General features: G+C 67.7%; 7 protein-coding genes and 2 pseudogenes. 7 read left to right on the top strand and 2 right to left on the bottom strand.

Annotated features, from left to right (window positions below; all coding sequences use genetic code 11):
• Nucleotides 1-96 precede the first annotated feature (96 nt).
• Nucleotides 97-431 (bottom strand): annotated as a pseudogene (locus ACGF2Y_RS07005) (IS5/IS1182 family transposase); the annotation flags it as partial.
• 814 nt (nucleotides 432-1,245) lie between these two features.
• Here ACGF2Y_RS07005 and ACGF2Y_RS07000 point away from each other — a divergent pair.
• Nucleotides 1,246-2,571: pseudogene (locus ACGF2Y_RS07000) on the top strand (IS1380 family transposase); the annotation flags it as partial.
• A 61-nt stretch (nucleotides 2,572-2,632) separates the two neighbouring features.
• On the opposite strand, the gene ACGF2Y_RS06995 reads toward ACGF2Y_RS07000, so the two are convergent.
• Nucleotides 2,633-3,694 carry a hypothetical protein gene (locus tag ACGF2Y_RS06995; RefSeq protein ID WP_392943650.1) on the bottom strand — a complete coding sequence of 354 codons (1,062 nt, stop codon included), beginning with the start codon at nucleotides 3,692-3,694 and terminating at the stop codon, nucleotides 2,633-2,635.
• Nucleotides 3,695-4,859: 1,165 nt separating this feature from the next.
• Between ACGF2Y_RS06995 and rplU the strand changes: the two genes are divergently transcribed.
• From rplU to ACGF2Y_RS06965, 6 genes are all read left to right on the top strand, one after another.
• Entirely contained in the window at nucleotides 4,860-5,180 is a 321-nt protein-coding gene (gene rplU, locus ACGF2Y_RS06990; protein WP_003969204.1) for a 50S ribosomal protein L21, read from the top strand.
• Between the two features lie 14 nt (nucleotides 5,181-5,194).
• Nucleotides 5,195-5,452: a 50S ribosomal protein L27 gene (rpmA, locus tag ACGF2Y_RS06985; RefSeq protein WP_164612097.1), complete on the top strand. Its 258-nt coding sequence runs from the start codon at nucleotides 5,195-5,197 to the stop codon at nucleotides 5,450-5,452.
• Nucleotides 5,453-5,597: 145 nt separating this feature from the next.
• Nucleotides 5,598-7,034 (top strand): GTPase ObgE, encoded by a 1,437-nt coding sequence (gene obgE, locus ACGF2Y_RS06980; protein ID WP_392943647.1) that lies wholly within the window; start codon nucleotides 5,598-5,600, stop codon nucleotides 7,032-7,034.
• A 424-nt stretch (nucleotides 7,035-7,458) separates the two neighbouring features.
• The gene (locus ACGF2Y_RS06975) at nucleotides 7,459-8,958 is read left to right on the top strand and encodes an SDR family NAD(P)-dependent oxidoreductase (RefSeq protein ID WP_392943645.1); all 1,500 of its coding nucleotides are present in this window, start codon (nucleotides 7,459-7,461) and stop codon (nucleotides 8,956-8,958) included.
• A 225-nt stretch (nucleotides 8,959-9,183) separates the two neighbouring features.
• Nucleotides 9,184-11,298 (top strand): hypothetical protein, encoded by a 2,115-nt coding sequence (locus ACGF2Y_RS06970; protein ID WP_392943643.1) that lies wholly within the window; start codon nucleotides 9,184-9,186, stop codon nucleotides 11,296-11,298.
• A gap of 161 nt (nucleotides 11,299-11,459) precedes the next feature.
• Nucleotides 11,460-12,701, top strand: coding sequence for a glycosyltransferase family 2 protein (locus tag ACGF2Y_RS06965; RefSeq protein ID WP_392943704.1), 1,242 nt, complete (start codon nucleotides 11,460-11,462; stop codon nucleotides 12,699-12,701).
• The last annotated feature ends 17 nt before the right edge of the window (nucleotides 12,702-12,718 follow it).

Here is a 12,718-nt window from a genome sequence, read left to right as displayed (position 1 = left end):
TCGCTCGTAACGACCTCGTCGATCCATCAAAGCGCCCCATACCACACCAACGAGCCCAACTACCGCAAGCAACGCACTAATTCATCGACGGCCCCCGCGACTGTCGCCGACGCGGTCGCACTCGGCAAGGGCCCCGTCCAGCAGGACGAAGTCCGGATCGTGCTCGAGCTGCGTCTTGGGCAGGCGCGGTGCGAAGTCGCCGAGCAGGCCGGTGGCTGCGATGACGTGGGCCTGGGCGGTGCCGGCGGATATCCCCAAGCCGACCGCGATGCGGGCGAGGGTATTGTGCCGGCGCAGCTGCACGAGAGCGGCGAGCGCACGCTGGTCGGCGGGGGTTTGCACCGCTGGTCACCCTCGCGGGTGACGATGAGCATCGTGACCCACTCGACCAGGGCGTTCGGGAGGTCGAGTGCTGCAGGGTAGGGAATCAACAGGGCTCCTGTGCTGGCGGGTTGAGGCTTCGAACGCCTCTCTCAACGGCACGGGGGCCTTGTGATTTGCAACTCTCGCCCAGGCCGTTTCGTTCAGATCGTCTGAATCGTTTGCCGCCCTTCGTGCTCACCGCCGACCAGGCCCGTGACGCACCCACTTTCGCGGACGTGATGGTCCGCCTGCGTGTTCCACGCAGACGCCCGGCGGGCCTGCGGGGCAACCGGATGCGTCGAGGCAGCCGCGGCGGTCGGCCACCGCCTTCGACTGCGAGGCATGCGAGCAGCAATACAGTCGAGCGGTGCACCAACCGCCTGAAGCACTGGCGCGTCATCGCAACCATCTACGACAAGACCGCGACCGTCTACCTCGCCGGACGTCACATTGCTGACATCTTCCTCTGGTCTGAACGCTGATCCAGATGAGACCACCGAGACGTCGACCAGGGGCTGTCGCGGGCGGGCTTCTGACCGTCATTCCCGATGTCGAGCTTCCGTGGTGAACGCGTACATGGTGCCAGCGACCGTGTGACGGATGACGGCCCTGGCGGGAGAGGCGAGGGTGAGGGCACCGGCCACCGGGTCGGTGGCGAGACCGGCGGTTGATCCGCAGGCGACGCGGCGGGCAAGGCGGCCGATATCAGTGGAAATCGTTGAACGCAATCCCGTTGGTGAGTGAGGTGGCGCTGCTCTGAACGCCGTCGACCTTAACCTCGAAGTTTCAGTTGGCGTGAGCTCAGTTGCTGGCCGTGAACGCGAAAGTGCCTTCCGAGCTGGGACGATGAACCTTGTCGAGGGGTTCTGTCGGTCCAGGTGGCTACTGGCTGACCTCGCCGATGTCACCGGCCTGACCAGCTCGTACTCCACCGCGTTGAGACCGCTTCGGCCGCGAGGCACTGGTCATGACCCGGGCCGGATCGCTACCGACCTCGCGGTGACGGTGGCTGACGGCGGAGAGGCCATCACGGATCTGGCCACGCTGCGCGACCAGCGCGAGGTGTTCGGTCCTATCGCCTCGACACCGACTGCCTGGCGGCTGCTGTCCGCCGTCGACGAACGCGTACTGGGCCGTCTGCGCTCGGCCCGTGCTCAGGCCCGGGAAGTGGCCTGGTTGCAGGCATCCGAGACCCGCTGCGGCATACCGGCGGCGAAAGCCGGTGGACAGGAACTGCCCGGCCTGGTCCTGGACATCGACGCCACGCTGATCACCTGCCATTCGGAGAAGGACCAGGCTGCCCCCACCTACAAAGGCGGCTTCGGCTTCCACCCCCTGCTGTGTTTCCTGGCCAACACAGGCGAGGGCATGTCCGGGCGCCTTCGGCCCGGAAACTCCGGAGCCAACACGGCCGCGGACCACATCGCGGTCCTGGACGACGCTCTCGCGCAGATCCCCGACGCCCACCGGCACGGCACCGACATCCTCGTCCGCACCGACAGCGCCGGATCCGCAAAGTCCTTCCTCAGCCACATCCGAGACCTGCGAACACGCGGAATCCGCACCTCCTTCTCGGTCGGATACGCGGTCACCGAGCCGGTCCGCCGCGCGATCCGGGCCCTGCCCGAGCAGGTCTGGCACCCCGCCCTGGACCAGGACGGCACCCTGCGTGAGTCCGCCGAGGTCGCCGAGCTGACCGGCATGAGCGACCTTGTCGGCTACCCGGCCGGCACCCGCATCATCGTCCGCCGTGAACGTCCCCACCCCGGAGCCCAGCTCTCGCTCTTCGACCAGGGCGAGGGCATGCGGCACCAGGTCTTCCTCACCGACACCCCGTTCACCTCCGGCTCAGCCCAGTTCCTGGAGGTCCGCCACCGCGCACACGCCACCGTCGAGGACCACATCCGGTGCGGCAAAACCACCGGCTTCGGCCGCTTCCCCTCCCGCCGCTTCGGCGTCAACGCCGCCTGGCTCGAACTCAGCCTCGCGGCAATCGACCTCCTCGCCTGGACCCGCGTCCTCCTGCTGGACAGCGAACTCGCGACGGCCGAACCCAAGAAACTCCGCTACCGGATCCTGCACGTCGCAGCCAGGATCACCCGGGGCGGCCGCCGGCTCCGCCTTCGGATATCGGCGACCTGGCCCTGGCGACATGAAATCGCGGCCGCATTCCACCGACTGGCCGCACTGCCCCGCCCCGCCAGCTGACCCGCCGCCCCCGCCCACCTCGACTCAAGGACCTTGGAGAACCCGACCCCGCGTCGGGCCCTCACCATGCCCACCGGCCGCCCCAGCCACAAACAACCTCGCTCAGCCACCCAGCAACCCCAACTGAAACGGCGAGGTTAACGGTCTGGCCGGACACGTGTTTCACGTAGACGCGCAGAAGGAACGAACGGGAGCCGCAGGCATGGTCGATGGGGATGTCGGACAGCCTGGAGTAGCCGACCGCGTGGTGTGCGTCATCGGTGATGGTTCGGTCAGCGGCGAACCGGTGGGTCCGGCAGGCACGGTCGGCGGTATTGAGCTGTACGAGCTCGAAGCGCGTGTGCACGACCGCGTTCCGGCCACGAGGGTAGGCCTGCATGGCGCTGGCACACGACGCGGTTCCCCGGTAGCACGTCGTCAATTCGACGTTGGCCTGGGCCGACACCGTGACCGCGTCCGGATGGGCCTGCCACTTGTGTATCGGCGTTCCGTCGTCGTAGAAGATCCATGCATCCGGGTCCGCGGACCCATCCCCCACATATGTGCAGTCCCCTGCCGGGTCGGCACTCTCGCAGGCACCGTTCTGCCACCAGTGCGCGCCGCGCTGATCCGCGTCGTCGGTCTCCAGCCAGGTGCTCCCCGCCACTGCGGTCAGATGGTAGGTCCCCAGTAGCGTCGAGTAGGCGGTGCCCTGCAGAACACAGGTGTAGACGCCTGTGGTGGGTGCGGTGAAGAGCAGGTCGGCGTAGAGCGGGAGATGACCCGGCTTCGCGTAGGAAGTGGTGTCGCTGCCCTCGTGGTTGCGAGCCGAAGCGGCGACTACGGGCACCGTGCCTCCAGAGGCGTTCATGCACCGGATGCGCTGGGTGAGGCCGACGATGCCGGTCGTGCTGCTCGTGGCTTCCAGTCGGCCGCGCAGGTGACGCCTTTCTCCAGCGGTCAAGGCCATCGCCCTCCACAGCAGGCCCACCGTGACACCTCGCGGGATGTCGGTGCCGGCGGCCAGGGTGAGACGGGTGACGCTACCGGAGCCCGCGGCTGCCGACGTGGACCACAGCGGCACCAGGGTCAATGCGAGAACGGCGATGAGTGTTGTGCGGACAAGTCTTGCCGTGGAAGGCATGCTGGCACTGCTTCCTGTCTGATTCGGTGCGGTCGCTATTGGGCGTCGGGGCGCTGCAGCCCGGCCTTGAACGGCCGAATTAGCGAGGTGCTCAGGGTCGGGCAGTGGAGCTGGTATTACGCGATTGCGCTACGGGTCAGATATTCCGCCGCGCTTGCCATAGGTCCGGCAAAGTCGTGGCGCGCTCGTGATGTGTGGCTCAGGGGGTCGCGGCACCCAGGCAGGCCTTGTCGTACCGCCCCCCGACCGGCGTTCCGATGTCGCTGTTGAATCCGCCTGCCGGCATCGTGCGAACCGCTGTGTAACCGCTGCCACTGTTCTTCTTCCACACCTTGGCAGTGAGCAGGAGAATTGCTCACGTACGACCTGATGGTGCCGAAGAGAACGGTGTTCCAAGGAGTGAAGCAGGTGCTGGTGCTGGTGATCCGGTCCCTGTTGAAGCCGGTCTCATCGTAGATGCATAGACGGGCGGTCGGGTGGGTCCCCTGCGGCCGAGGCGGAAGCGGCCGGCGAGGCCGAGGTGGGCGCTGCCGACATGATCATCCGCTGCCCGCGAGTGCGAGAACGGACAGAGCGGCTGCGGACTTCTTTTTCCAATTCATGCGGAACCTCTCTACGCGATGAAGGAGAATTGCTTTGGTCGGCTCTGCGAATGTTCGGGCGGATGATTTCGACCGACCATTCTCGGACTTGCCGGAGCTGTTGATGCGTCTGCCCCGCGGCAACTTTTCCCGAGTGCGCGAGAGTTCGGCACCCCTCGCCTTGTTGCAATGTAGGAATTTTGGGTGCAGAACAAGCCGTCGCTGATCGGAATCAGCCCGATTCGCCGATGCGTGCGACGCGGAAAGGCGGGAAGTGTGTGATGGGTCAATTATTCGGAATAAGTTATTCCGGGATGTTCTGTCGTGAGTTGCAGTCGCTACCCAGGGACTCCCTGCCTGAAGGGTCTCCCGGGGCCGGTTTGACCCCCACACCCCCGCCCCGTAACCTTGACCCTCGGTGTGTTTCCTTAACGCGCCTACCCCTGAGCACATCCCTCCCGGTAACGGTCGGTGTTCGCGCCGTCCGCCAGGAGAGGCCGCTCATCCTTCCGGATCGTCCCGGGCCCCGGCCCGTGCGAGCGGCTGGCATCAGGGGATCCGTTCCGAGCGAGAGAGAGATCCGCGTGTACGCCATCGTGCGCAGCGGTGGTCGCCAGCACAAGGTAGCTGTCGGCGACATCGTTGAGGTTGACAAGATTTCCACTGCCAAGGTTGGCGACACGGTCGAGCTCTCGACCCTGCTCGTTGTCGACGGTGACGCGGTCACCAGCGACCCGTGGGTGCTGGACGGCATCAAGGTCACGGCCGAGATCGTGGACCACCACAAGGGCGCGAAGATCGACATCCTTCGCTACAAGAACAAGACCGGCTACCGCCGTCGCCAGGGTCACCGCCAGCAGTACACGGCGATCAAGGTCACCGGTATCCCCGCGGCTGCGAAGTAAGGGACTGAGAACACATGGCACACAAGAAGGGCGCATCGTCCACTCGGAACGGGCGCGATTCCAATGCTCAGCGGCTCGGCGTGAAGCGCTTCGGCGGTCAGGCCGTCAACGCCGGTGAGATCCTGGTCCGCCAGCGCGGCACCCACTTCCACCCCGGCTCGGGCGTCGGCCGTGGCGGCGACGACACGCTGTTCGCGCTGACCGCCGGTGCGGTGGAGTTCGGTACGCACCGTGGCCGCAAGGTCGTGAACATCGTTCCGCTCGCCGTCTGAGTTTTCCCGACGCGCGCAGAACGGCACACAGCACCTTCCGAGGGCGGATCTCAGCTTTCCCGGCAAACGGGGAAGCGGGTCCGCCCTCGGCGTGTTACGACAGAGACAATTCCGTATTTTCCTGCTGTACCTGGAGGCACCAACCATGACCACCTTCGTGGACCGCGTCGAGCTGCATGCCGCCGCGGGTAACGGAGGCCACGGCTGCGCCTCCGTCCACCGTGAGAAGTTCAAGCCGCTGGGAGGCCCCGACGGGGGCAACGGCGGACGGGGCGGCGATGTGATCCTCGTCGTCGAGCAGTCCGTGACCACGCTGCTGGACTATCACCACAGCCCCCACCGCAAGGCCACCAACGGCCAGCCCGGCGCCGGCGACAACCGCTCGGGCAAGGACGGCCAGGACATGGTCCTGCCCGTGCCGGACGGCACCGTGGTGCTCGACAAGGCCGGGAACGTGCTCGCCGACCTCGTCGGCCAGGGCACCACCTTCGTGGCCGGTCAGGGCGGCCGCGGCGGCCTCGGCAACGCGGCGCTGGCCTCGGCCCGCCGCAAGGCCCCGGGCTTCGCGCTGCTCGGCGAGCCGGGGGAGAGCCGGGACATCGTCCTGGAGCTCAAGACCGTCGCCGACGTGGCCCTCGTGGGTTACCCGAGCGCGGGCAAGTCCTCGCTGATCTCGGTGCTCTCCGCGGCCAAGCCGAAGATCGCGGACTACCCGTTCACCACCCTCGTACCGAACCTCGGCGTCGTCACCGCGGGCTCGACCGTCTACACCATCGCGGACGTCCCCGGGCTCATCCCCGGCGCCAGCCAGGGCAAGGGCCTCGGCCTGGAGTTCCTGCGGCACGTCGAGCGCTGCTCGGTGCTCGTACACGTCCTGGACACCGCCACCCTGGAGTCCGACCGTGACCCGCTCTCCGACCTCGACATGATCGAGGAGGAGCTGCGGCTGTACGGCGGCCTGGACGACCGGCCCCGCATCGTCGCCCTCAACAAGATCGACATCCCGGACGGCCAGGACCTCGCCGACATGATCCGCCCCGACCTGGAGGCCCGCGGCTACCGCGTCTTCGAGGTCTCCGCCATCGCGCACAAGGGCCTCAACGAGCTGTCCTACGCGCTCGCCGGGATCATCGCCGAGGCGCGCGCCGCCAAGCCGAAGGAGGAGGCGACCCGTATCGTCATCCGCCCCAAGGCCGTCGACGACGCGGGCTTCACTGTCGCCCTGGACGACGAGGGCATCTACCGGGTCCGCGGTGAGAAGCCCGAGCGCTGGGTGCGCCAGACCGACTTCAACAACGACGAGGCCGTCGGCTACCTCGCCGACCGGCTCAACCGCCTCGGCGTCGAGACCTCCCTGATGAAGGCGGGCGCGCGGGCCGGCGACGGCGTCGCGATCGGCCCCGAGGAGAACGCGGTCGTCTTCGACTGGGAGCCGACCGTGACCGCCGGCGCCGAGATGCTCGGCCGCCGCGGCGAGGACCACCGCCTGGAGGAGCCGCGCCCCGCCGCGCAGCGCCGCCGGGACCGTGACTCCGAGCGCGACGACGCGGAGAAGGAGTACGACGAGTTCGACCCCTTCTAGACCTGTACGGATCCCAGGTCCGCACGGATCCCAGGTCCGCACGGATCCCAGGTCCGTACGGATCCCAGGTCCGTACGGATCCCGGGTCCGCACGGACCCCAGGTCTGCACGGATTCCAGTCCTGTACGGAAAGGGCTGTCGGCGGCCCGTCTCTCCGGAGGCGGGCCGCCCGATGCTCCCGGCGCCGGGCACCGGCGGTTTCCGCCGGTCACGCCGGGTGCGCGTGCTGGAGATGTACGGATTGAGCAACATATCTGTGGGGTCGGTCACCCCGGGCGGCCACCCCGCAGCACCCCAACTCCCTGGCCAGAGAGTGAACAGCGGGTTTCCGCGGGGCGAGCGGCGGACGACGTCCACCTTGCGAGACGGTCACGGAGAGTGCGAACATCACACTGTTCCCCTGTCATAGCAAGGTAGGTCGTCTGTGTCTGTGCAGCATGAAGCCAAGCCCCGGACCACAGCGGTCGTGCTCGCCGGTGGGACCGGCCAGCGCGTGGGCCTGTCGATCCCCAAGCAGTTGCTGAAGATCGCCGGCAAGGCCGTCATCGAGCACACGCTGACCATCTTCGAGAACGCCGAGGGCATCGACGACGTCATCGTGCTGATGGCGCCCGGTTTCGTGCCCGAGGTCGAGAAGATCGTCGCGAAGGCCGGACTGACCAAGGTCACCCGGATCATCGAGGGCGGCACCACCCGCAACGAGACCACCGAGCGTGCCATCGCGGCCCTCGGTGAGGGCCTCGCCGAGGGCGAGGACCGCAACGTCCTCTTCCATGACGCGGTGCGCCCCCTGCTGTCACAGCGCGTGATCACGGACTGCGTCGACGCGCTGGAGCGCTACGAGGCCGTCGACGTCGCGATCCCGTCCGCGGACACGATCATCGTGACCCGTACGCACGGCGGCGACGGCGAGTTCATCACCGAGGTGCCCGACCGCTCCCGGCTGCGCCGCGGACAGACGCCGCAGGCCTTCAAGCTCTCCACGATCCGCAGGGCGTACGAGGTCGCGGCGGGCGACCCCAACTTCCAGGCCACCGACGACTGTTCGGTCGTCCTCAAGTACCTCCCCGACGTGCCGATCTACGTGGTCGCGGGCGACGAGTACAACATGAAGGTGACCCAGCCGGTCGACGTCTTCATCACCGACAAGCTCTTCCAGCTGGCCTCCACCGCCGCCCCGCGCCAGGCCGACGAGGCCGCCTACCGGAAGCTCCTCACGGGCAAGACCCTCGTCGTCTTCGGCGGTTCGTACGGCATCGGCGCCGACATCGCGTCCCTGGCCGAGAACTACGGCGCGAACGTCTACGCGCTGGGCCGCTCCACCACCGGTACGCACGTGGAGAACCCGGAGCACGTGGACGACGCGCTCTCCAAGGCGTACGGCGAGACCGGGCGGATCGACTACGTCATCAACACCGCGGGCGTGCTGCGGATCGGCAAGCTGGCCGAGACCGACAACACGACGATCCAGGAAGCGCTGAACGTCAACTACCTGGCGCCCGTCCAGATCGCCCGCGCCTCGTACAAGTACCTCGCCGAGACCCAGGGCCAGTTGCTGCTCTACACCTCCAGCAGCTACACGCGGGGCCGCGCCGAGTACAGCCTCTACTCCTCCACCAAGGCCGCCATGGTCAACCTCACCCAGGCGCTCGCCGACGAGTGGGCGGGCGAGGGCATCCGGGTCAACTGTGTGAACCCGGAGCGCACCGCGACCCCGATGCGGACCAAGGCGTTCGGCCAGGAGCCCGAGGGTTCGCTGCTCTCGTCGGAGGCCGTGGCGCGCACGTCGCTGGACGTCCTGCTCTCCGCGCTGACCGGTCACGTCATTGACGTACGGCAGCAGGACCCGACGGCGGGAGCAGCCGACTCCTCCGGCTTCGAGCAGGCCCTGGCCTCCGTGCTGGACCGTCAGGCAGATGTGTAATAATTCTTGACAAATGCGCTTTTCCGGGCCTCTGTTGTCGCTTTGTGCGATGACAGAGGCCCGAATGCGTGAAGCCGCATCTTCACATTTCCGCCATTACGTGAATCAACCGGCACCCCCTGGAGCAGGTTCTTCGTGATCTCGACAGCCATTCGCCTGGCCCGTGTGGGCAGCAGGCCGGAACTGGCGGCAGCGTTGTTGATGGGGCTGGGATATCCCTGCGTCATGCTTGCCGCGCTCATTCCCCATATCTGGTTCTTCGCGGCGGCAGCCGCTGTCACCTATGCCGCTGACTGGTATCTGCACCAGCGGGGAAGCTATCTGGTCAACCGCCTGGCCAAGGTGCGGGCCGGGCTGCCGATCCGCTTCCTGCTGCGGCAGCTGATGCTCATCCTGTTGCTGGCCCGCCTGGATCTCGCCGAGGAGCCGCTGTTCTACTCGACGGTGGCCTGCTTCCTGCTCTTCTACGGGCTCCAGGCGCCGCACGGTGCCCTGACGACCCTGATCCGGCTCCGCCGCACCATGCCGGTCGTCACCCGCAATGTGGACCTGCACGCGGTCCGCATCCCCGACGCCCCGCCAGGCGTCCTGCTGCGGCGCTCCGCCGAGAAGATGCTGCACCTCGACATCCCGGCCGTGGCGGGCATCCTGATCGCCGCCGGGACCGGTGAGGACGTCATCGGCTACGCGGGCATCGGTCTGACGCTGCTGCTGGCCCTGCTCTACCTCGTGCTGCTCGTCCCGTATGTGCGCCACGGCCGGCTGGCGCCTCCGGCCCCCGCCGTGCTCAAGGCCGTCGACAGCTGGCTGCGCGATTACCAGCCGACCGTGGCGCTCTACTTCTCCGGCTCCAACGAATCCGCGTACCAGGGCAACATGTGGCTGGAGACCATGGCCCGGGTCGAGGGCCGGCCGCTGATCATCATGCGGGAGCGCGCTCTCGTCCCGCAGCTGGCCGAGACCTCCGTCCCGGTCATCTGCGTTCCGGCCGGCACCCACCTGATGAACCTGGACCTCTCGACCGTCCGGGTCTGCCTGTATCCCGCCAACGTGGGCAAGAACATCCACAGCCTGCGGGTCCCGACCATGAAGCACGTCTTCATCGGCCACGGCGACAGTGACAAGCTCGCCAGCGTCAACCCGTACTCCAAGGTCTACGACGAGGTCTGGACCGCGGGCCGGGCCGGCCGCGACCGCTACGCGCTGGCCGACGTGGGCGTCCTGGACCAGGACATCGTCGAGGTCGGCCGCCCGCAGCTGGAACCCATCAAGAGCTGGACGGGCGCCGTCAAGAACCCCATCCCGACCGTGCTGTACGCGCCCACCTGGGAGGGCTGGGACGACAACCCGGGCAACACCTCCCTGCTGCTGGCGGGCGAGAACATCGTGCGCCGGCTGCTGAACGCCGCCGACCCGGTCCGGGTCCTCTACAAGCCGCACCCCTTCACCGGCATCCGCAGCGCCAAGGCCAAGGCCGTCGACGCCCGGATCCGGGCGATGCTGGAGAAGGCCGCCGCCGAGCGCGCCGCCGACCCCCGCTGGGCGAAGGAGGCGTCGTCGGCCGCCGCCGGGCAGAGCGCCGCCAGGGCCGAGCTGGCCCGGATCGAGGCGCGGCTCGCGCAGCTCGCGGCCACCGGCCGTGCGGGCGGCGACGAGGCGGAGGAGTCCCGGATGTCGCTCGCCGACCCCGCCCGCGAGGCGGAGAGCGCCCATCTGCGGTCCGAGTGGAACGACGCCTACTGGCGCTCCTTCGGCTGGTGGGAGCACCGTACGGTGACCGGCGCGCAGCCCAAGCTGTACGACTGCTTCAACGAGTCCGACGCCATGGTTTCGGACATTTCCAGTGTGGTCTCCGACTTCATCGCGAGCGGCAAGCCGTACGCGGTCACCGACTCCGCCGGGCTCGGTGCCGAGGAGTTCAAGCGGCAGAACACCGCGGTACGCGCCGCGGTCATCCTGTCCAACGCGGCCGAGGAGCTCGACGCGCTGCTGGCCGCGGTGGCCGACCCGGCGGCGGACGCGCTGGCGGACGCCCGCCGTGAGCTGAAGACCTACCTGCTGGGACCGGACGAGCCGACCTCCATGGAGCGCTTCAACGCCGCCGTACGGGCGCTGGCCGCCAAGGCCGAGGCCCGCAATCTGGGCGTCGCCCAGCGGCTCGGCGGCCAGGCCGTGGCGGTACCGGACGAGGAGGCCGTCACCAGCGGTGCGGGAACCGGCGATCCGCAGGCGGTCGCCGCGGCCGACGCCACGGCGGACCCGGACGCATCGGGAACCTCGGTTGCCTCCGAGGCCGAGGCGGAGGCCACAGCCGCCGAGGGCACCTCGGCGATGCACTGACGGGTACACCCGGTCGAACCAGTCGAGAACAAGATGGAACCTCGATGGCGATCCGTACGTCTCACTCGGGGAGGAGAGGTACGGATCGCTCGACGTGCTGATGCGCGGAGAGTACGGAGTCGAGCATCCTTCTTATGTTCGTGATCAATTGACAGGTGCGCATGACCGATATGGCCAGGACGAGCCACGAACCCGATGTCAGTGTGATCATTGGGGCATACGAAGCGATGCCTTACCTGATCCGCTGTCTGGAGTCCGTGGAGGCGCAGACGATCGGGGCCGGACGCCTGGAGATCGTCGCGATCGACGACGGTTCCACCGACGGCACGGGTGAATACCTGGAGGAGTTCGCCGCGCGGACGGCGGTTCCTATGCGCGTCGTCCGGCAGCCCAATTCCGGAGGCCCCAGCGGCCCGCGGAACGCCGGCCTGAAGCTCGCCCGCGGTCGGTACGTCTTCTTTCTCGACGCCGACGACTACTTCGGCGAGGAGGCTCTGGAGCGGATGGTCGCCATGGGCGACCGGGCGGGGACGGACGTGATCCTCGGGAAGGTCGTCGGCGTCAATCGCGGTGCGCCGAAGTCGATGTGGAAGGAGACGGCCGAGCACGCCGATCTGTATGCCTCCAACATCAAATACACGCTGAGCGCGCAGAAACTTTTCCGGCGCGACCTCCTCGTACGACTCGGCATGAGCTTCGACGAGACGCTGAAGACGGGTGAGGACGCCCTGTTCACCATGGAGGCGTATCTACGCGGCAACGGCGTCTCCGTTGTCGCCGACTACACCTGCTACTACTTGGTGGGCCGGGACGACGGCAAGCACGTTACGAAGAGCGGCAGCTATGTGCTGCGTTTCGATTCGGCCAGGGCCCTCATGAAGCTCATCGCAGCCCACGTCCCGCCGGGACCGCGGCGGGACGACCTGATGGTCCGGCCCTTCGCCATCACCCTGCTGCCGCAGTTCGGCCATTCTCTGCTGCGGCAGAGCGAGGCGGTGCGGAGGAGGAAGATGGAGTTGGCGGCCCCGCTCATGGAGACTTATTGGACACCGCGGCTGGCCCGCCGCTTCAAGGTCCAGGAGAGGCTTCGGCTGATCTGTGTGGCCAAGGGCCGACTCGATCTCCTACTGGGCATCCTGCAGTTCCTGAAGGAAAAGAAGGAGCCCAAGGCAGTCCGCAAGGGCGTCTGGGGGCGCCTTTACCTCGCCTACCCGTACTTCGGCGAGCGGAGCGGACTGCCGGACTCGGCATACGAACTGACTGTCACCGAACGGATCGGCGGCCGGAACGTCACGGTGCCGGCGCGTCAGTCCACCGCGATCTTCGCGCGACGACTGGCTCGCAAGGCGCGCAGAGGCGCGCGGGCCGCTCTGCACTCCCCGCGACGCGCATACCGGCGCTGACCTGGGCGGCCCTCATA

The organism is Streptomyces sp. NPDC048142 (genome assembly GCF_043202835.1).
Taxonomy (GTDB): domain Bacteria; phylum Actinomycetota; class Actinomycetes; order Streptomycetales; family Streptomycetaceae; genus Streptomyces.
This window is presented reverse-complemented; position numbering and strand designations above follow the sequence as displayed.